General features: G+C 64.0%; 20 protein-coding genes. 13 read left to right on the top strand and 7 right to left on the bottom strand.

Going from position 1 to position 18,893, the window contains the following annotated elements; translation table 11 throughout:
- Positions 1–58 precede the first annotated feature (58 nt).
- On the top strand, positions 59–493 hold the full coding sequence (locus J2T23_RS18180; RefSeq protein WP_307362275.1) for a hypothetical protein: 435 nt from the start codon (positions 59–61) through the stop codon (positions 491–493).
- A 170-nt stretch (positions 494–663) separates the two neighbouring features.
- Here J2T23_RS18180 and J2T23_RS18185 read toward each other — a convergent pair whose 3' ends face one another.
- The 4 genes from J2T23_RS18185 to J2T23_RS18200 all read right to left on the bottom strand — a co-directional run bounded on the left by J2T23_RS18185 (position 664) and on the right by J2T23_RS18200 (position 3,445).
- Positions 664–1,134 carry a hypothetical protein gene (locus tag J2T23_RS18185; RefSeq protein ID WP_307362277.1) on the bottom strand — a complete coding sequence of 157 codons (471 nt, stop codon included), beginning with the start codon at positions 1,132–1,134 and terminating at the stop codon, positions 664–666.
- Positions 1,131–1,361, bottom strand: coding sequence for a hypothetical protein (locus tag J2T23_RS18190; RefSeq protein ID WP_307362279.1), 231 nt, complete (start codon positions 1,359–1,361; stop codon positions 1,131–1,133). Before J2T23_RS18190 ends, J2T23_RS18185 begins: the two co-directional genes overlap by 4 nt.
- Positions 1,362–2,205: 844 nt before the next feature.
- Positions 2,206–2,943: a GAF and ANTAR domain-containing protein gene (locus tag J2T23_RS18195; RefSeq protein ID WP_307362281.1), complete on the bottom strand. Its 738-nt coding sequence runs from the start codon at positions 2,941–2,943 to the stop codon at positions 2,206–2,208.
- Positions 2,944–3,061: 118 nt separating this feature from the next.
- The gene (locus J2T23_RS18200; RefSeq protein WP_307362283.1) at positions 3,062–3,445 is read right to left on the bottom strand and encodes a DUF1622 domain-containing protein; all 384 of its coding nucleotides are present in this window, start codon (positions 3,443–3,445) and stop codon (positions 3,062–3,064) included.
- Positions 3,446–3,777: 332 nt separating this feature from the next.
- Between J2T23_RS18200 and J2T23_RS18205 the strand changes: the two genes are divergently transcribed.
- On the top strand, positions 3,778–5,886 hold the full coding sequence (locus J2T23_RS18205; protein WP_307362285.1) for a transglycosylase domain-containing protein: 2,109 nt from the start codon (positions 3,778–3,780) through the stop codon (positions 5,884–5,886).
- Positions 5,887–6,052: 166 nt separating this feature from the next.
- Here the strand turns inward: J2T23_RS18205 and J2T23_RS18210 are convergent, their stop codons facing one another.
- Entirely contained in the window at positions 6,053–6,772 is a 720-nt protein-coding gene (locus J2T23_RS18210) for a DUF6789 family protein (RefSeq protein WP_307362288.1), read from the bottom strand.
- A gap of 279 nt (positions 6,773–7,051) precedes the next feature.
- Between J2T23_RS18210 and J2T23_RS18215 the strand changes: the two genes are divergently transcribed.
- From J2T23_RS18215 to J2T23_RS18235, 5 genes are all read left to right on the top strand, one after another.
- On the top strand, positions 7,052–8,071 hold the full coding sequence (locus J2T23_RS18215; RefSeq protein ID WP_307362289.1) for an SDR family oxidoreductase: 1,020 nt from the start codon (positions 7,052–7,054) through the stop codon (positions 8,069–8,071).
- Positions 8,068–8,415: a hypothetical protein gene (locus J2T23_RS18220; protein ID WP_307362291.1), complete on the top strand. Its 348-nt coding sequence runs from the start codon at positions 8,068–8,070 to the stop codon at positions 8,413–8,415. Before J2T23_RS18215 ends, J2T23_RS18220 begins: the two co-directional genes overlap by 4 nt.
- 104 nt (positions 8,416–8,519) lie before the next feature.
- The gene (locus J2T23_RS18225; protein WP_307362293.1) at positions 8,520–8,930 is read left to right on the top strand and encodes a low affinity iron permease family protein; all 411 of its coding nucleotides are present in this window, start codon (positions 8,520–8,522) and stop codon (positions 8,928–8,930) included.
- Positions 8,931–8,962: 32 nt separating this feature from the next.
- On the top strand, positions 8,963–9,262 hold the full coding sequence (locus J2T23_RS18230; protein WP_236821878.1) for a DUF4193 domain-containing protein: 300 nt from the start codon (positions 8,963–8,965) through the stop codon (positions 9,260–9,262).
- A gap of 99 nt (positions 9,263–9,361) precedes the next feature.
- Positions 9,362–10,228 carry a phosphatase PAP2 family protein gene (locus J2T23_RS18235; protein ID WP_307362296.1) on the top strand — a complete coding sequence of 289 codons (867 nt, stop codon included), beginning with the start codon at positions 9,362–9,364 and terminating at the stop codon, positions 10,226–10,228.
- 24 nt (positions 10,229–10,252) lie between these two features.
- Here J2T23_RS18235 and J2T23_RS18240 read toward each other — a convergent pair whose 3' ends face one another.
- Complete coding sequence (locus tag J2T23_RS18240; protein ID WP_307362418.1) at positions 10,253–11,320, bottom strand: YihY/virulence factor BrkB family protein; 1,068 nt, start codon at positions 11,318–11,320, stop codon at positions 10,253–10,255.
- A 274-nt stretch (positions 11,321–11,594) separates the two neighbouring features.
- Between J2T23_RS18240 and J2T23_RS18245 the strand changes: the two genes are divergently transcribed.
- Positions 11,595–12,671 carry a glucose 1-dehydrogenase gene (locus J2T23_RS18245; protein ID WP_307362299.1) on the top strand — a complete coding sequence of 359 codons (1,077 nt, stop codon included), beginning with the start codon at positions 11,595–11,597 and terminating at the stop codon, positions 12,669–12,671.
- On the top strand, positions 12,664–13,626 hold the full coding sequence (locus tag J2T23_RS18250; protein ID WP_307362301.1) for an aldose 1-epimerase family protein: 963 nt from the start codon (positions 12,664–12,666) through the stop codon (positions 13,624–13,626). The genes J2T23_RS18245 and J2T23_RS18250 overlap by 8 nt, the downstream gene beginning before the upstream one ends.
- A gap of 123 nt (positions 13,627–13,749) precedes the next feature.
- On the opposite strand, the gene J2T23_RS18255 is transcribed toward J2T23_RS18250, so the two are convergent.
- Positions 13,750–14,250 (bottom strand): MarR family winged helix-turn-helix transcriptional regulator, encoded by a 501-nt coding sequence (locus tag J2T23_RS18255; RefSeq protein ID WP_307362304.1) that lies wholly within the window; start codon positions 14,248–14,250, stop codon positions 13,750–13,752.
- An 89-nt stretch (positions 14,251–14,339) separates the two neighbouring features.
- Between J2T23_RS18255 and J2T23_RS18260 the strand changes: the two genes are divergently transcribed.
- From J2T23_RS18260 to J2T23_RS18275, 4 genes are read left to right on the top strand one after another with little or no spacing between them, the layout of a single operon-like run.
- Positions 14,340–14,807, top strand: coding sequence for a hypothetical protein (locus J2T23_RS18260; protein WP_307362306.1), 468 nt, complete (start codon positions 14,340–14,342; stop codon positions 14,805–14,807).
- Positions 14,804–15,445, top strand: a complete 642-nt coding sequence (locus tag J2T23_RS18265) for a gluconate 2-dehydrogenase subunit 3 family protein (RefSeq protein WP_307362307.1) — start codon at positions 14,804–14,806, stop codon at positions 15,443–15,445. The genes J2T23_RS18260 and J2T23_RS18265 overlap by 4 nt, the downstream gene beginning before the upstream one ends.
- Complete coding sequence (locus tag J2T23_RS18270) at positions 15,442–17,097, top strand: GMC oxidoreductase (protein ID WP_307362309.1); 1,656 nt, start codon at positions 15,442–15,444, stop codon at positions 17,095–17,097. Before J2T23_RS18265 ends, J2T23_RS18270 begins: the two co-directional genes overlap by 4 nt.
- 2 nt (positions 17,098–17,099) lie before the next feature.
- Positions 17,100–18,890: a thiamine pyrophosphate-requiring protein gene (locus tag J2T23_RS18275; RefSeq protein WP_307362312.1), complete on the top strand. Its 1,791-nt coding sequence runs from the start codon at positions 17,100–17,102 to the stop codon at positions 18,888–18,890.
- Positions 18,891–18,893 lie beyond the last annotated feature (3 nt).

Genomic DNA, 18,893 nt, shown 5'->3' on the forward strand with positions numbered 1-18,893 from the left:
ACGATGGAAGCCGGCGCTCAACGCCTTCGCCATCACTTTCGACGGAAGAATCAACTAAATGCCAACCGTGGATCCACCGAAAATCGGACAGTCCCAAGATGCGCCCGGCGACCACGCAAATGACGAGCCGGTCCGGCGGCAACGTTTCTCCGTCCTTAGCACCAAAGGCGGCACCGGGCCGGCCTGCACTTCTCAGGCGCAGGTGCGGGCGTACCCGGGCGGCGGGACGATGAGTATTGACGGGGAGGAACGCCGTGTCATCCATTATCTGAGCATCACCTTGAGCTTCTATCAGGTCACGGTGGGCGAGCTATGGCTGCGGTATATCGACTTGGGTGGAGAAATGCGTTCGTATGAAGTCGACGAATGGCTCCGCGGTTTACGGTCCCTGCCGGTCTTTGAGTGCATACTGCTTCGAATGGCGCTCGATGGTGTCAGGGACGGCCGACCACCGTCCACTCCGCAGCCCGGCTTCGGTTCAGAGAATCCTTAGCCCCTCGGGCCTCATGCCTCTGACCGGTGGCTTCTGGGCCTGAAGCAGCCGGGACAGCCGGACCGCGGTCACAACCGCCCCGTCCCGCCGTTCTCGTCTTTCCTTCACCAAGTGCTTGTCCTGGCCGGAGCGCCCTGGGGGCGTGAGTGCGCTCCGGATGGTCTTGCCGGTCAGCTGGACGGGCTGGGCGAGGGGATATAGGGCCGGTACTGGTCGAAGGTTCCGTTCTGGATGGGGACATTGATGATCTCCTGCTGCCCTTTCACTCTCACCTGCAGATCTGTGCGCGCACCCGGCGGTTCCTGGGTGGTGTTGAAGATCAGGGGTGATTGGTCGAACCCGAGGTGTCCGAGTGCGGGGATCTTGACCTCGAGTTGTTCGTCGGAGTCGGCCAGGACCATTTGTATATCTGTGGCGGTGGTGTTGAAGATCGTTCCGAGGACGCGCCCTGGTTCGTTTTGGCCGGACGTCACGATCAGGACGCTACGCAATTGCAGTCCCGAGACATTCAGGTCCGCGCCGAGGGCAACCGGATCGTGGTCTCCTTCGGAATGGTTGTAGCAGCCTGTCAGCAGGGCCGCTGACAGTGCCAGGGCCGGCATGAGGCGGAAGAGCTTGGTGGTGCTGTTCACCGGTTTCATGGGAGCTCCTTGTCGTGGTGCAGTGAATCAGTGGGCTGATCAAATCTGAAGCCGCAGGCGCAGCTGTAGGTGACAACGTCCTGGGCGGTGCCGGTGCGGTCTTCGGCCATGGGTTCGGGGTGGGAGGTGGTCATGGCCTCACCGCAGTGGGTGTGGGTGGTGAGCATCCGCAGAAGCTGCGGATCTGTTGAAGGTGCCGTGGCACTTGCGCGGCCGGGGTGTTTCATGACGCGTCACGCCCTTCCGGGAGGTGGGCGTTATGGGCGGCTTGTGCGGTCATTGGTGGTCTCTTTTCCTGATGTGGTGTCCGTGGGTTCCATGCCTTCGCCCGGTGCAGGCGTCCCGGTAGCGTGAAGGGAACGCCTCATCGGTGTCACGGAGCGGGGCAGGCTTCCGGGGTGTGCTGGTGTTGCTGGATCCGGGGGAGTTTTGCGGCGGCGTTCGGTTGTGACTGTGATGCAGCGGTTTAGGTCCGGCTGATGCACAGCTGTGCGTATATGAGCCCGTGCGTGTGGGGTTCGTGCTGAGGCATGGTGTCCTGCCCGGGTGCCGGCGGCGATGGCGGGCCCGCTTCCTGCAGTGCGGGTTGTTTCGATATCTGGGCCATGGGTTCAGCGCGTGGGGCGTGGGAGCGGATACAGCATGGTTGCTGGTTCTGCTCTGGAGCCCGGCATTCTGATGATGGAACAATCCTCGGTGGGCTGGCGGAACGGTCATCGGCAAGGTCGGTGAGCTGCTGATCGACTGCGGGTTCGGCGGGTTCGGCCATCGCCGCCGGGACGGAATCTGTAGCGGCCGGGTGGCTTGATGACGGGTCCATCAGCAGCGTGTATCGGCTTCCCTGGGAGAAGGTCGCTGCGGCCGTGGCCACCACAGCGACGAAAAGCCATATCAGGATTCTCCGTGGCAGTAGCTGCCCGCGGAGTTTGTTCTGATACAGCGTTTCACGCCTGGTCATCGCCGTCGTTCCTTCAACTGGCCGGTCCCTGTAAACCCTAGGCCGGACTTGTGGTTGCAGACCATCATCTTTGCCTCTTCGAGACCTCCGCACCGGTGACCGTGACCGGGGTGTTAGTCCTCGAAATGAGTTGTTATGGCGTGTCCGCCGGATACTTGGGAGATGATTTCCTCGGCCAGGTCATGCAGTTTCTGGTTGCGCATACTGGAGACCCGGCGAAGGATTCCGATCGCTTCTTCCTGCCCGCAAGCGTTCTGAGCCATGAGCATGCCGCACGCGAGGTCGATGACCGTCCTGGTTTCGAGGGCGGCCCGGAGGTTCCGGGCCGCCTCTTCGGCTGTGGCAATCCTCAGGACGGAAGACAGTGCCCGCCCTGCCATGTCCGCAAAGACACCGGCGTGCTGGATCACTTCATCCGTGAAGATCCCGGCCGAGGGGGCGAAGAAGTCCAGTACCGCTTCGGCATCAAAACCCGACGGCATCGGCACCCCGAGTACGCTGCGGCACCCCATGGCGGCGAGACTCTCGCTGAACCGGGGCCAGCGCTCATCGCTGAAGACATCATCGAGCAGCGCGGGCGATCCGGTTTCCAACGCCAAAGCGCAGGGCCCCTTCCCGAGGCGTTGTTCCACCCGGTCCAGCAGGACGGCATCATCACTGCTCCCGGCGATCGTCGTGCGCCGCTTCCGCCTGCGAAGCGTGACGGCGCACTCGATTCGTTCTCCGGTTAGGCGGGTCATCATCGAGGCTCCGACGCCGGTCATGGCATCGAGATAGTCCTTGATGTCTGCTGATTCAGTGACCAGTCCGTACAGCCGTTGGAAGTCGTCTACGTGATCCTCGCCGTTCATGGTTCCAACCTAAAAGTACGGTTGCGGACGCACAGGAAGCCCTCTGTTCATGGCCTGCGTCGGGCATGGGGTCGCCCCGGCCAAGGAACAGGTGGTGTCGGACATTGGCGTCTCATTCTTAGGTTGAGCCGGTCGTTGAGGCCGGTTCGGTGTCTTTTTGCCAGGGCCACCGGCCTGTGATTTCCAGCTCGAGGGAGAAGCTAAGGAAGGTCCGGATGACCACGATGACGGCCAGGACCCCGACACTGGTGAACGTGGGCGTCACGGCCACGGTGCGGATGATGTCCGCCGCGACGAGGAGTTCAAGACCCAGGAGAATTGAACGCCCCAGCAGCTGCCGGTACTGCCGGTATAAGGACTGTCCCGGGCGCCCGCCGCCGTCCGGGGCACTTTTGCGCCGCGTGGCAAGCGGTACCGAGACCAGGGCGCCTATGACCATGACGGCCACTCCCGCGAAGTCCAGGTACCGCCCGGTAGTTTCAATAATGAGTCGAAGATCCACTTGTATCCCTCTTGCAGAGTTCATGCCGCCCGTCGTCGAAACCACAAACAGCAGCTGTCTTGGTTGGTCCTGAACCTTCCGTCCCCAGCCCCGGGACCTTTACACGAGTTTCCCGCATCAATTGCGTGTAAGCAATAAACAGTTTGCTTTGCGAGGTGCATATTCCTGATCGTTGTCTTCCTGTAACCGCAGGAAGCACCCGTAGTAAAGGGCGGCGTCTAGGATTATTTGCAAATCACCAACTATCCATAAGGCGTGGTCCGGTAAGGGCCGGCCTTGTACCGACACTGTTTCGCGTCCGGGCTGGGCGACACGGAGCAAGGAAGTTGTGCATGCTGATCAAAAACACTTTGTGGAAGAAAGGGGCGGCATTCATTGCCGCCTGCGTGATTGGCGGTTTCCTGGTCGCCGGGCTCCTGGCGCCGGCCGCGGCGCTGGGATCGACCGTCGCGGGGGCGTCCGTCAGCTTCTTCGACCAGCTCCCCTCGAAACTGGACTTGGAGCCGCCGGCCAGGAAATCCCAGGTGCTGGCCAAGGACGGGTCGGTGATCGCTACTTTTTACTCGCAGAACCGTACTCCGGTGGACTTGGAGCAGATGTCCGTCTTCATCCGGGACGGGATCGTGGCCATCGAGGACGCCCGTTTCTTTGACCATGGCGGGATCGACCCCACCGGCATCCTCCGAGCCCTCTACGTCAATGCCCAGGGCGGCCGGCAGGGCGCATCCACGATCACCCAGCAGTACGTCAAGAACGTACTCCTCCTCTCACCGCCAACCAGGGCCAACACCGCAGACAACACCAAGACCGACGCTTCCCGGACCATCGGGGACAAACTTCGGGAAATGAAACTCGCGATCGCGCTTGAGGAAAAATACTCCAAAGAGCAAATCCTGCAGGGGTACCTGAACCTGGTCTATTTCGGCAACGGGGCCTACGGGATCCAGGCGGCAGCCACAACGTACTTCGGTATCCCCGCCAGCGACCTGACCCTGCCCCAGGCCGCGGCACTGGCAGGGGTGGTCAACCGGCCGGCCTATTACGATCCACTCACCGAACCAGAACATGTGGTGGGCCGCCGAAATGAAGTCCTGGACAAAATGCTCCAGCAGGGATACATCTCCCCCGCCCAGCATGAAAAAGCCGTTGCCTCCCCCCTGACCCTTGACGTCCGGAACACGCCGCACGGCTGCACCGAAGCCACCGCCCCCTATTTCTGCGACTACGTTCAGCGGCTGATCCTGAACGACCCCACTTTCGGAGCCGACGAGGCATCCCGCCGCACACTCCTTTACCAGGGCGGACTAACCATCCACACCACACTCGACCCGGACCTGCAACAAACGGCCCGGGAACAGGTCAAGGCCACCCTGCCCGCAACAGACCCCCTGCAACGCGGAGCCGCCCTCGTCAGCGTCCAGCCCGGCACCGGAAGGATCCTGACGATGGCCCAAAACACTATTTACAACCCGGCGCCCGGGCCCGGACACTACACCGGGAACCTCACCCTTCCCGAGAAGGACAGCAACGGCCACCCGCTCAACGGGGCCGGCGGCTTCCAGATCGGCTCCACGATGAAACCCTTCGTCTTCGCCCAATGGCTGAACTCCGGCCGGTCCATGGCCACGGTCCTGGACGGCTCAGTCCGGATCTACAAAGCCGGGTACCCCTGGAAAAACAGCTGCGGCGCGACAACCGGAACCTACGATCCCGCCCTCGGCCAGACTCCCCTGCCCAACGACGATCCGAACCACTACTATCCGATGACCGTCCTTAAAGGCCTCTACCACTCCATCAACACCATCACGTTCCAATCAGCGGCGCGGCTGGACTTCTGCAACATCCAAAAAATGGCCACGGCCGCAGGAATCAAGAACGGCCATACCAACAAGCCCTACGACCTCTCCAGCATCGCAAGCCTGATCGGCACCCAGGACGTCGCACCACTGGACATGGCCACCGCCTACGCCACCTTCGCCGCACACGGGGTCCACTGCGCCCCGATCGCGCTGGAGTCGGTCACGGGCCCGGACGGCCACACCTACCCGGTGCCCGTTCCGGACTGCCACCAGGCCATCGACCCGGACGTCGCCGCCGGCGTCACCTACGCCCTCAAACCTGTGCTGACCAAGGGCTCGGGTTACAACATTCCCGTCAACAAGGAACAGGACATTTTCGCCAAAACCGGCACCACCGACGGACACACCCAAACATGGACGGTGGGCGCGACCACGGGTATCGCCACCGCCTCCTGGTTCGGCAGCTACAAGGGATTCGGACCCGAGTGGGCGAACGAGAACATCACTATCAACGGGAAGTACTACATCGGACTGGACGGTGCCAACATTGCCGGCACGCAATGGGCCCGTCTCATGAACGCCGCCGCCGAGCAATACCCCGGCCACCGGTTCCCACCGCCGCCGCCATCGATGCTGCGGTAACAGCCCGGAGCGGACAGCGTGGGGACGAAGGCGGAGGCCATATGCCGCACATAGTGCTGCTCCTTAAGTCGTGGCCGCTCAGCGTTCCCGCTTACCCTTCTGCCCTTGGCTACGCGAGCAGCACCAGGCCGGTCGACGGGGCGGCCGGCCAGTTCGGGCGAAGGTCCTAGTCAACGCCTTCGGAGACCTGCGGATAGGGAACGGCCGGATCCACGAGTGCCTGGACCCCGCCGGGGATGAAGCGTACGTGAACCCCGTGCTCCTGGGCTGCCGCGGATTGTTCCAGGACCGGCAGCACTGTCGCGGTGAACCCGGGATCCTTGCCTGCGAGGTACCTGGCGTATGATTCCGGCAACTGGGACGGACGGTCAGTGGTGTCCTCATCCTTTGAAGATCTGGATGGGTCACCAGGTACAGCAGGGGCGCGATCGAAGCGCCCCTGCTTTGGCCCTTCAAGAACTTTCCCCAGGACGGCGCCGTAGAGCAGATGGGCTGCCAGCATCGTCACTGCCCTGCCCGTCTTGTCCCGGTGCGCAGGGGGCAATATCCCCATGGCAGGCAGCCACCCCTCGTATCCCGCCACCCATACAAGCGCACCATAGGCGAGCCCCGCCCCGGGGGTGGACTGCTTCCTTCGGGTCAAAACGTACAGGCAGCCACCGGCCACTCCGTAGCCAAAATGGGCGAGCACGGCCGCACCGTCCCGGAGCGGCAGCGGCAGCCGGGGAAAGAACTTGTCGATGATCTTCCGGGGTGGCTCGTAGTTCATTACGCCCGTGGCGTCGGCGGCAACGAGCAGTGCACTCATCGCTCCCGTGGCCGCAAGCCCCGCCAACCCGCCGCCGGCCAGCTTTTCAGGTGTTGATCCACCGCTCTCGGTATCCATCCCTTCATGAAACCGGGATATTTGGCCAAGCGCAACCACTGCCCGCATGTTTTGCACGTTTCCCTTGGAAATGAAGACCTGCGAAACGCGTCCCGTTGACTGCGCCAAAGGTAAGCGGCATGCGGATGGGAAGAGATGCGTTGGGATGCATGCGCGCAAAAAGGTGCCCGAGTGGCAGCCGCGGGCGAGGGAGTGGTAACAGACACTGACAATTGCGATAGAGCAACTGTTGCAGTATGCTTCCTACCACGTCCGCTGAATGCCAAAGGAGAGATCCACATGGGAACAGCACGCAGGGTTGTTGTCGTGACAGGAGCCAGCGGGGGGATCGGCCGGGCGTCGGCCGTCGCCTTCGCGCGGCAGGGCGATGCTGTTGCCCTCCTGGCGAGGGGGGAATCTGGACTTGCCGGGGTGGCGGTAGAGGTTGAGGCCGCCGGCGGGAAGGCGTTGCCCATCCAGGTGGATGTAGCAGACCCACAGGAACTTGATGCTGCCGCTGAGCGGGTCGAACGGGAGCTTGGTCCCATCGAGGTTTGGGTCAATGTCGCGTTCACGTCGGTTTTCGCCCGCTTCGAGGACATCGAACCGGAGGAGTTCAAACGCGTCACCGAGGTCAGCTATTTGGGCTTCGTCTATGGAACCATGAGCGCGCTGAAGCGCATGCGCCGCAGGGGCCGTGGGACGATCGTTCAGGTCGGGTCCGCCTTGGCTTACCGGGGAATTCCGCTGCAGACGGCGTACTGCGGGGCGAAGCATGCGATTCAGGGTTTCAATGAAGCGCTGAGGACCGAGTTGCTGCACGAGCGCAGCGGTATCCGGAACACCATGGTGCAGATGCCCGCCGTGAATACCCCGCAGTTCTCCTGGGTCCTCTCCCGTCTCCCGCACCAGGCGCAGCCGGTACCGCCGATCTACCAGCCCGAAGTCGCAGCACGGGCCGTTGTCTACGCGGCCGCGCACCCTGGACGTCGGGAGTACTGGGTCGGGGGAAGCACCGCGGGGACCCTCATCGTGAACGCCATCCTTCCCGGGCTCCTGGACCGTTACCTGGCCAAAACCGGATTCACCTCCCAACAGACCTCTGATCCCCGCAGTCCCGACCAGCCGGCGAACCTCTGGAAGCCGGCCGACTCCACCCGTGACTTCGGCACCCACGGGATCTTCGATAAAAGGGCTACAGCCCGCAGCTACCAGCTCATGGCATCCCAGCACAAAGGGATCGTCGCGGCCGGGATCGGGGCAGCCCTCGCTGCGGCCGCAGGCGCCGTCGCGGTCCTGAGTGGAAAGGATCACCGGTGAAACCGCTCGAAATAGTCCGGGCCGCCTACGGTACCGCGGAGTTCCTGGCCCCCGGGGCGGCTGAAAGTTTCCTGACCGGACGCTCCTCCGATGCGCACGCCCGCACGTTCATCCGTGTCCTGGGGGCCCGGCACCTGCTGCAGGCCGCATCCATCACCGCCTTTGGTGGTGGCGCTGCCCTGCATCGCATCAGCGCCGGAGTCGATGCCCTTCATGCCTTGACCATGTTGGTCCTGGCCGCGGTTGACCGGCCGCGGCGGTACCCCGCGGTCGCCAATGCGGCCATCGCCCTGGCCTTGGCCACGGGGGAACTTCGATCAGGGAACTCCGGCGCTTTACCCTAACCGCGACATTGCACGTGGGGCGGCCCGGGCGGCCTTACCGGTAACGGATGGGCGACCGTACAGGAGATGGATCGTGAGAGGAACCAGCTGTACAGGATGGGATTATGACTACCGATAAAAACACCGGCGACAGGCCCGGCTTCTTCACCAGGTTCACCTCCAAAACGGCCAAGGTCCTGGGCCATGCCTGGGTCTTCGCCGCGGCCGTAGCCATCCTCGTCGTGTGGGCCTGCACCGGGCCGCTGCTGGGCTTCTCCAACACCTGGCAGCTCGTGATCAATACGGGTACGACGATCGTGACGTTCCTGATGGTCTTCATCATTCAGAACACCCAGAACCGGGACTCCGCAGCGTTGCACCTCAAACTCGACGCCATCATGCAGGAGCTTCGTGTTACCAACTCCAAACTTTACGAAGCTGAAGATGAGGGCGAAGACGAACTCGAGCGGCAGCGCAAACATATCGAAGCGCAGTCAGAAGAACAGCCCGCCACAGAAGAGCAGCACGTGAATTAGGAGAGCAAGTTCGAGGAGAAACGAGAAGCGTCATGGCCAGCGATTACGACGAAGTCCGCCCTGATGTCAAAGAGTCCCAGGAAAGTTCCCTGGAGGCACTGCGGACAGAAAACACCCCCGACGCGCGCAGCGTCGTGAAAGAACTCGACGAAGCCGACACCGTCGACGGCGTCGACCTGCCAGGGGATTACATCGCCGAAGAGCTCATCGTCGAAGTCGTCCCCCCAAAGAAGGATGAATTCGTCTGCTCGTCCTGCTTCCTGGTCCACCACCGGTCCCAACTGGCCAAGGAGAAAGGCGGACATGCCTACTGCCTCGAATGCGAGGGATAAAGCCGTGGGGGCCGAGTCAGCACAGGATCCGAACCGCCGGTCCTGCAGCGGCCTTCGCCGGCCACCCCGGACTGCCCGGTCCCTCATATGAAGCGGCCGATGAGCAGTGATCGGCGACCTGTTGCCGGGCAGGACGTGCAGAAGCATTTCCGCTTAGGCGGCGGCCCCAGGGTCTCCACGGGCCGGTTCCTGATTCTTTATGCCGTGTCCCTATGCCTGGTCCTGGCAGGCATGTCATCGTTTTTGCTCACCCTCGGGGACGTGCTGAAGGGCAGCGGGATCGCCACCATTGACGGACCCGTGACTGACTGGTTCGTCGACCACCGGACTGGTGCAGCCACAGTGGTTCTGGCCGGACTCGCCTTCGTTTTCGGGCCCCTGGCGCTTCCCGTGATCACCCTGGTGGCCGTCGTCGGTTGGGCCCTGGCGACCCGCCGATTGTGGCGCCCGATACTGCTGGCCGGGGCGATGGTCACCGGCGTAGTGCTGACGGAGGTCATCGCCCACCTGGTTGGACGTTCCCGGCCCCCGGCCGACATCATGATGCTTGGTGCCGACGCGACATCCTCTTTTCCCTCAGGTCACGTCGTTGGCGCCTCGAACTTCCTGCTCATCGGCGCTTACCTGGTCTTTTCACGCTCCCCCTCCAGAATCACGATGATCACTGCCTTCGGTGCCGCTGCGGTTGGCATGTGCGTGGAAGCAGCATCCCGTGTCTACCTCGGCTACCACTGGTTCACTGACACGGTGGCCTCCACGTCGCTCTCGATCGTTCTTCTCGCAGTCGTGATCCTTCTGGACCTCAGCCGCAGTGCGCCGCGACGGCGTGCACAACGGGTAAGTTCCCCGGGCACTGAAACGCCCTCAGATGCCCCGGGCCCGGTCGCATCGTGGGAGACCGGGATCGGTACCTGTTGGACCAGTGGATCCCCATTGCCTTCCCGGAGATTACCGGACCCCAAGTGAATGCGGTGGCGAATCCGGTCCCGTCTAGGACCTTTCATCTGCTGCATGCCCATGAGGGGAGCTGTGTTTTTCCCGGAGCTCGCGTCCGCGCCGGATTTCCTCTTCCTCCTGCTCGTGCAGTTTGTCGCTCTTCTTCGTGTCCCTTGGCGGCAATTGAATAGACACCTCCGCCTTGAAGCCGCCCTGCAGTTCCCTGCCCCGCTCTGTCTCGGCATCGAACTCCGCACCGAAAAGCAGTGAAACATTCAAAATCCACAGCCAGAGCAGCATGATGACCACGCCTCCGATGGCACCGTAGGTTTTGTTGTAATGGCCGAAGTTGGCGACATAGGCACTAAAGCCCAGAGATGCCAGCACGAAGGCCACCAAAGCGATGAAAGAGCCAGGACTCAACCATCGGAACCGGGGCTGGCGGACGTTGGGGGTGACGTAGTAAAGCACGGCGACGATGACGATCACCAGCACGATGATCACCGGCCATTTAGCGATGTCCCACACCGTGACGAACAATCCGCCAAGTCCGAGGAGGCGGCCGATGGCCGCGGCAACAGGTCCGCTAAGCACGAGCAGGGCCGCAAGCATCCCGACGACCACCACGGCAAGAATTGTCACGGCCAGCATTGTTGCCCGTAACCTGATCAAGCCCCTGCCTTCGTCGATTTCGTAGATCCGGTTCATCGCGCGGGCGAAAGCGCTCACGTAGCCTGACGCGGTCCAGAAGGCGCCTACGACGCCAATAGCGAGTGTGAAGCCGGCGGTCTGTGATGTCGTCAGCTCCTCAAGGGGCCCGCGGATCATGTCCAATGTGGAGGCGGGGGCGATGCTGCGCAGAATATCGAAAAGCGCCGCCGTGGTCTTACCGGCCTGGCCGAAGATGCCCAGCAAGGAAACCATGGCAAGCAGCGCAGGGAAGAGAGACAGCACGGCATAATATGTCAGCCCTGCTGCGAGGTCGGGACACTGATCCTGGCTGAACTCCCGAAGGGTCCTCCTGGCAATGTATTTCCAGAACGGCTTGGCGAGATCCGTTGGGCTCTCCGGTTTGCGGTCGTCATCCGGGGCGGGAGCATGCCGTCCGTGCCGCCACCGGATGTCGAAGAGTCATCTGAAGCCATGTCTGGTTCTCCTTGCTAAGCCAGAATCCCACCCGCAGTCGGGTCTGGCTGATAGTGCGTGTGGCAAGGGCCTGTCCGGTCCGCCCCGCATTTTGCACTGTTGCCCTGGTTCGCTTCACTGCCCGGACGATCTCCCGTGGCTGTCAGGCCGGCGTCTGCCGCTGGTCCGCAGATGGCATCATCCCTTATTATTGCGTAGACGCAACTAGTGCGGGAAGCTTGGTAAGGACGGGTTTTCGTTCTGAGGAGAAATGATGCGTGCGCTCACCGTTATTCCCGGGGAAAAAGATTCACTCAACCTGCTCGACGTTCCGGAGCCCCCTGCGGGCGACGGCGAAGTACAGGTGGAGGCCCTGGCCGTGGGCCTGTGTGGCACCGACAGCGAAATCATCGCCGCCGACTACGGGGAAGCGCCTCCGGGCCAGGACTACCTGGTGCTGGGCCACGAGAACCTGGGCCGCGTGATCGACGCTCCCCAGGATTCCGGCTTGGCCAAAGGCGACCTGGTGGTGGGCATTGTCCGCCGGCCCGACCCCGAGCCATGCAAGGCCTGCGCCGCCGGGGAATGGGACATGTGCCTCAACGGCAACTACACAGAACACGGGATCAAGGGCCTTCACGGGTTCGCCCGGGAACACTGGCGGGCCGACGCCCAAGCGATGGTGAAACTGGACTCCGGCCTCGAGGATGTGGGCGTCCTGCTGGAACCCACCACCATCGTGGCCAAGGCGTGGGAACAAATCAACAGGATCGGGCAGCGGGCATTTTTCGACCCCCATACCGCCGTTGTAACCGGCGCGGGCCCCGTTGGCCTGCTGGCGGCGCTGCTTGGCGTCCAGCAAGGCCTGGACGTGCACGTCTTCGACATCGTCACGGACGGGCCAAAGCCGGACCTGGTCCGCGACCTAGGCGCCACGTACCACAGCGAACCCCTGCCCGAGTCAGGCATCAAGCCCAACCTCCTGGTTGAATGCACCGGTGTCACTCCCGTGGTGCTGGACGCCCTCACGTGTCGGGCCCAGGACGCCGTCACCTGCCTGACCGGCGTTTCCGGAACCGGAAAACAAACACCAGTGGACGTCGGAGCGATCAACCGCGAGGAGGTGCTCATGAACGGCGTGATCTTTGGCAGCGTCAACGCGAACCGCCGCCACTACGACGCCGGCGCCCAGGCACTTGCCAAAGCGGACAAGGCATGGCTCGGCCGCCTCATCAGCCGACGCGTCCCCCTGGAGAACTTCGCCGAGGCCTTCAAACGCCGGACCGACGACGTCAAAGTCGTCCTCGACCTCACCGCTGACACTGACGGAGGCAGCAGCCATGACTGAAGCAGCCTCATTCGCGGACACCCGCCATTGCCTGCCCTCGGGCCGCCAATATGAAATCTCCTTCGAGGGGCAAACAGTCCTGGTCACCGAGGTCGGCGGAGCCCTGCGGGATTACCTGCTGGACGGCAGGCCCCTGCTGGACGGGTACGGTCCCGCTGAGATGTGCACTGGCGCGCGGGGCCAATCGTTGATTCCCTGGCCAAACCGCATCAAGGGCGGCAGCTACGAGTGGGAAGGCCAGAGGCTGCAGCTTGACTTGAGCGAACCGGACAAAGGCGGTGCCATCCATGGGCTCACCCGCTGGCGAAACTGGAACGCGCCCGCCGTGGAGTACACGGACGGCTCCATAGCCTTCACTTACACCTTGCACGCCTGCCAGGGCTGGCCCTGGATCCTTGACTGCCGCCTGGACTACCACCTGGGCCCGGGAGGCCTGACCGTGCGGACCGCGGTAACGAACCGAAGCGCATCACGCTGCCCGTACGGAACAGGGGCACACCCTTACCTCAGCACGGGTGTCCCCACTCCCTGGGCCATCGATGCCGCGCTCGTCCAGGTGCCGGGCCGGACCTTCCTGCCCGTGGATGAGCGCGGTATCCCCACCGGACATGAACGTGTGGAGGGCACCGAGTACGACCTGCGGGAACTCCAGCAGCTGGGCGGGCGGCACATCGACGTTGCCTACTCCGACCTAATCCGGGACGCCGACGGGCGCGCCCGGGTAAAGCTGGTGCGTCCGGACCAGTCTGGAGGCGTGGAGCTGTGGGTGGACGCATCCTATCCGTACCTGGAGATCTTCACCGGCGACACCCTCCCCCAGCCCGACCGGCGGCGGACCGGGCTGGGCGTGGAACCCATGACCTGCGCCCCGGACGCCTTTAACTCCGGCGAAGGGCTCATCACCCTTGAGCCCGGGCAATCCCACACCGGCGAATGGGGCATCACACCGCTATGAACACTCCTGTCCGAAGTCCATGCGGCCTGCAAAGACTGAGCCGACCAGGCTGCCAACTATTGCGGATACGCAACTACTAAGGTTCAATGAAAACATGGCTTGCTGCACCAGGACCCCGTCACTTCACGTGCTGGCTCCCAGGGTAAAGCGGCCGTCAGTGGTGCCTTGGACACCCGCGGCGGCCGCGAAAGCCTCCAGTGCCGCGGCCAGTGCTGGCCGGCGGCCCGATGGCATCCTCGAAATGACTTCCGCAATGGCCTGCCGCCGGTGCTCGAGCACGGAGTTCACCAGCGCTTTTCCTTTTGCCGTCAGCTCGAGCCGGACGTATCGCCGGTCTGCCGGGTCCTCCCGCCGCTCCAGCAGGGCGGCAGCCACCAACCGGTCGCAAATGCGCGTGGCGTTGGAGGCGTGCACGCCCAGTTCGGCGGCGACTCCACCAAGGTTCTGGGGTCCCCGGGTGTGGATCAGGACCAGGACCCGCAGCTGCGGGGTGTTCACCACGTCCTCCACTTCCGCGACCGAGCGGGACACGACGCGCAAAAGCGTGTCGGCGGCCCGCATCACCGCTTCAACTTCCCGGCTAGAAGGCTCCGGGACTGATTCAGGTCCACCAGCAGTATCCATGGGCACAAGTTTCCTCCGATAGTTGCTATTGCGCAAAGCTTGAAGTTTCCACACCGCTACGGGGGCGGCCGGTCCAGATAAGGAGAATCGTGAGAACACATCAGGCGGAAGATCCAGTGGCCGCAACGGTGCATGGGATTGACCGGCTCGTCAGAAACGTTCAGACTGGCCGGTTTGAGCGGTCCCTTTCGGCCCTGACAGCGGCCGGGGCTCTGGTTACGGCCGCTGAGATCTTCCTTGAGCACGACAAAGCGAGTTTCGGCAACAAGTGGATGTGGGCGCCGGTTGCCCTGGGACCGGTGGGCGCTGCTGCGGGGGTGGCGGGGTTTTTCAGCCGCCGCATGGCAAAGACGGCGCTGCCGCTGGCCAGTGCCGCCATTGTCGCCAATGGGCTGCAGGGCACCTGGCTGCATCTGCAGGGGATTCGGCAGAAGCCGGGAGGCCTGTCCAACCTGCGCTACAACCTGGAGATGGGTCCGCCGCTGTTCGCACCTCTGCTGGTCACCCTCGTCGGCGGCATGGGCTTGCTGGCCTCGGTCCTGAGGAGGGAACCGTGAACGGCCTCCCTCTGCAAAAGGACGACGGCGGGGGCCGGTATCCGGGCTTCAGTGCCCTCGCACAGGCGCGGCATTGGGACCCGGTGACGGCCGCCGTCGTACGGTCCAGGATGGCATTGCCCCCGGACGTGCGTTTCTTCACCCCGGCGGAGGAAGCGGCGGCACGCGCCTTGTTCGATCAGTTACTGGACCAGCAGGCGGAACCGCGCGTGCCGGTGGTGAACATGGTGGACGCCCGCCTGGCCGAGGAGGAGACCGACGGCTGGCACTACGACAACATGCCGCGGGACGGCGAGGCCTGGCGGGCCTCCCTGGCCGCACTCGACCAGGAGGCCATGTCCCGGAAGGACTGCAGCTTTGCCTTGATCGACTGGGACGGCCAAGCGAAGCTGCTCCAGGACATCTGCGACCTGGACCGGGACCTATGGCGTGGGCTGCCGGCGGACCGAGTGTGGAGCCTCTGGACACGCTATGCCTGCACCGCGTTCTACTCCCATCCCCTGGCCTGGGACGAAATCGGCTTCGCCGGACCGGCCTACCCGCGTGGCTACAAGAACCTCGGCGTGGACCGGCTGGAACCATTTGAAGTGCGCGACGTCCGGCCTGACGCCGACCCCACGCATGGGGCTGACAGATGAGCAACCTGCGCGAACGCAACGAATCCGCTTGGCTGCTGCCCAAGGGCCCCGGCAGCAACCTGGGGCTCAGGGGAAACATGCGCCGGTACCGCGACGACGACGAGGTGGACGTCGTGATTGTGGGCTGCGGTGCCGGCGGCGCCACCCTGCTCCAGCGCCTCGCGCGGGCCGGGTGGCGGGCAGTGGCCTTGGACGCGGGGCCGTTCTGGGAACCCGAGCAGGACTGGGTCAGCGACGAAGCCGGCTCCCACCACCTCTACTGGACCGAACCCCGGGTGATCGGCGGCAGCGACCCTGTCCCGCTGGGCTCCAATAATTCCGGCCGGGGCGTGGGCGGATCGATGGTCCATTTCGCCGGCTACACCCCCCGTTTCCATCCCAGCGATTTCCATACCCTCAGCGCTGACGGAGTGGGCGCCGACTGGCCGCTGGAGTACGGTGAACTGCGGCCCTACTACGAGGACATTGAGGCCGAACTTCCCGTTTCGGGGGAATACTGGCCTTGGGGCGATCCGCACGGCTACCCCCATCGGCCGCACCCGGTCTCCGGCAACGGCGAGCTGTTCCTGAGGGGCGCAAACGCCTGCGGCGTCACGGCAAAGGTGGGGCCGGTGGCCATCGCGAATGGCCGGTTCGGCAACCGTCCGCACTGCATTTACCGGGGCTTCTGCCTCCAGGGCTGCAAAGTCAACGCCAAGGCTTCACCGCTGATCACGCACGTCCCCGACGCCCTGGCGCATGGCGCCGAAATCCGGCCCGACGCAATGGCCACCAGGATCGTGCTGGACGAACGCACCGGCCTGGCAGCCGGCGTCGAATACATCCAGGGCGGCATCCGCAGGTTCCAGCGCGCCCGCCTGGTTGCCGTGGCAGGCTACTCAATCGAAACGCCCCGGCTGCTGCTGAACTCCACGTCGGCGCGCTTCCCGCACGGGATGTGCAACGACTTCGACCAGGTGGGCCGGTACCTGATGGTGCAGGGCGCGCCCCAGACCGCTGGACGGTTCCAGGCGGAGGTGCGGATGTGGAAGGCTCCGCCCCCGGAGGTCAGCACCGAGGACTTCTACGAAACAGACCCCGCTAAGCCGTACAAACGAGGCTTCTCCATCCAGTGCGTGTCCCCGCTTCCGATCACCTGGGCGGAGCATGTCGCCGCCCAGGGACACTGGGGCGCGGCTCTCCGCCGGTACATGAGCGACTATCCGCACTGGGCGTGCCTGGGTGCACTCTGCGAATTCCTTCCCCTTGAAGGGAACAGGGTAACCCTCGCGGATGAAACGGACCGCAACGGCATCCCCATCGCTTCCTTCAGCTACAGCCAGTGCGACAACGACCGGCAGCTGATGTCTGCAGCGCAGCAGGTCATGGAGCGGATACTCACTGCGGCGGGAGCGGAGGAGGTCATCACCATCAACCGCTATGCGCATTTGGTGGGCGGTGCCCGCATGGCCGCCGTCGAGCAGGAAGGAGTGGTGGACCGGAACCTGCGGAGCTTTGCAGTACCAAACCTGCTGGTGACTGACGGCAGCGTCCTGCCCACGCAGGGAAGCGCGAACCCTGCCCTGACCATCATGGCGCTTGCGGCCCGCGCCGCCCGCGTCCTGGTCCAAGGCGCCCGCAGGGGCGTCACGATGAGCATGAAGGAAGACTGATCATGGCAACTACAGTGGCTGACTACCTGCTCTCCCGCCTGGGCGAGTGGGGCGTGGACAAGGTTTTCGGTTTCCCCGGAGACGGCATCAACGGCATCCTGGCCGCCTTCGGCAAGGCGGGCAACCAGCCAAAATTCATCCAGGCCCGGCACGAGGAGATGGCAGCGTTCGAAGCCGTGGGCTATGCCAAGTTCGGTGGCCGTGCCGCCATCTGCATGGCCACCTCCGGCCCCGGCGCAATCCACCTCCTCAACGGGCTGTACGACGCCAAGCTGGACCATGTTCCCGTGGTGGCCATCGTCGGCCAGACGGCACGCAGCGCCATGGGAGGGTCCTACCAGCAGGAAGTCGACCTGCTGACCCTGTTCAAGGACGTCGCCTCGGACTACGTCCAGATGGTTACGGTTCCAGAGCAGCTGCCCAACGTCATCGACCGCGCCATCCGGATCGCGGAGGCGCAGCGGGCTCCTACTGCCGTCATCATCCCCTCCGACGTCCAGGAGCTCGAATACGCGGCACCCACGCACGAATTCAAAATGGTCCCCTCCAGCGTGGGAATCCGCTGGCCGGATATCCAGCCGGACAGTGAGTCAATCCGCGGTGCCGCCCAGCTCCTGAATGAAGGCTCCAAGGTGGCCATCCTCATTGGCCAGGGTGCGCGGGGCGCAGCGGCCGAGGTCCGGGAAGTGGCAGAGCTGCTGGGCGCGGGAGTGGCGAAGGCGCTCCTGGGCAAGGATTCGCTGCCCGATGACCTCCCGTACGTCACGGGTTCCATCGGTCTCCTGGGCACCCGGCCGAGCTACGAGATGATGCGCGACTGCGACACGCTGCTGACGGTGGGCTCCAGTTTTCCCTATACCCAGTTCCTGCCCGAACCCGGCCAGGCCCGCGGGGTGCAGATCGACGTGGACCCGAAGATGATCGGGCTGCGCTACACGAACGAGTTCAACATCGTGGCCGACGCCGGCACCGCATTGCGGGCCCTGATCCCACACCTGGAGCGCAAGCCGGACCGGTCCTGGCAGGAAAACCTGGAATCGTCCATCAGCCGTTGGTGGGAAACCATGCACGATGAGGCCATGGTCAGCGCCGATCCCGTCAATCCCATGCGGCTGTTCGCCGAGCTCTCCACCCGGCTTCCGGCCAACGCCATGCTCAGCGCCGATTCCGGCTCTTCAGCCAACTGGTACGCCCGGCAGCTGAAGTTCCGGGGAGAGGTCCGGGGCTCCTTGTCGGGCAACCTGGCCACCATGGGGCCCGGGGTTCCCTACGCTATCGGTGCCAAGTTTGCCCACCCCGGCCGGCCGGCGATCGCCTTCGCCGGTGACGGTGCCATGCAAATGAACGGGCTCGCCGAGCTGATCACCATCAAGCACTACTGGCACGAATGGGATGATCCCCGCCTGGTGGTGGCCGTCCTGCACAACAACGACCTCAACCAGGTCACCTGGGAAATGCGGGCCATGGGCGGTGTGCCCGCCTTCCGCGAATCCCAGGCGCTCCCGGACGTGGACTACGCCGGGTTCGCCGAAAGCCTGGGACTGCAGGGCATCCACGTGGACAATCCCGACGACGTCGGACCGGCCTGGGAGAAAGCCCTCGCCGCGGACAGGCCCACACTCCTGGACGTCCGCACCGACCCCGACATTCCGCCCATCCCGCCGCATGCCACCCTGGAACAGGCACGGAAGACCGCCGAGGCCATGATCAAGGGCGATGACAGCGCCTGGGGCGTGGTGAAGGAGGGCGTCAAGACCAAGATCCAGGAATTCCTGCCGCACAAGGAGGGCTGACCG

The sequence above is a fragment of the Pseudarthrobacter niigatensis genome, assembly GCF_030812615.1.
Lineage (GTDB): Bacteria > Actinomycetota > Actinomycetes > Actinomycetales > Micrococcaceae > Arthrobacter > Arthrobacter niigatensis.

Coding starts and splice junctions, on each gene's coding strand:
- J2T23_RS18180 (WP_307362275.1), top strand. CDS start 59: ATGCCAACCGTGGATCCACCGAAAATCGGACAGTCCCAAGATGCGCCC.
- J2T23_RS18185 (WP_307362277.1), bottom strand. CDS start 1,134: ATGAAACCGGTGAACAGCACCACCAAGCTCTTCCGCCTCATGCCGGCC.
- J2T23_RS18190 (WP_307362279.1), bottom strand. CDS start 1,361: ATGAAACACCCCGGCCGCGCAAGTGCCACGGCACCTTCAACAGATCCG.
- J2T23_RS18195 (WP_307362281.1), bottom strand. CDS start 2,943: ATGAACGGCGAGGATCACGTAGACGACTTCCAACGGCTGTACGGACTG.
- J2T23_RS18205 (WP_307362285.1), top strand. CDS start 3,778: ATGCTGATCAAAAACACTTTGTGGAAGAAAGGGGCGGCATTCATTGCC.
- J2T23_RS18210 (WP_307362288.1), bottom strand. CDS start 6,772: ATGGATACCGAGAGCGGTGGATCAACACCTGAAAAGCTGGCCGGCGGC.
- J2T23_RS18215 (WP_307362289.1), top strand. CDS start 7,052: ATGGGAACAGCACGCAGGGTTGTTGTCGTGACAGGAGCCAGCGGGGGG.
- J2T23_RS18225 (WP_307362293.1), top strand. CDS start 8,520: ATGACTACCGATAAAAACACCGGCGACAGGCCCGGCTTCTTCACCAGG.
- J2T23_RS18230 (WP_236821878.1), top strand. CDS start 8,963: ATGGCCAGCGATTACGACGAAGTCCGCCCTGATGTCAAAGAGTCCCAG.
- J2T23_RS18235 (WP_307362296.1), top strand. CDS start 9,362: ATGAGCAGTGATCGGCGACCTGTTGCCGGGCAGGACGTGCAGAAGCAT.
- J2T23_RS18245 (WP_307362299.1), top strand. CDS start 11,595: ATGATGCGTGCGCTCACCGTTATTCCCGGGGAAAAAGATTCACTCAAC.
- J2T23_RS18250 (WP_307362301.1), top strand. CDS start 12,664: ATGACTGAAGCAGCCTCATTCGCGGACACCCGCCATTGCCTGCCCTCG.
- J2T23_RS18255 (WP_307362304.1), bottom strand. CDS start 14,250: ATGGATACTGCTGGTGGACCTGAATCAGTCCCGGAGCCTTCTAGCCGG.
- J2T23_RS18270 (WP_307362309.1), top strand. CDS start 15,442: ATGAGCAACCTGCGCGAACGCAACGAATCCGCTTGGCTGCTGCCCAAG.
- J2T23_RS18275 (WP_307362312.1), top strand. CDS start 17,100: ATGGCAACTACAGTGGCTGACTACCTGCTCTCCCGCCTGGGCGAGTGG.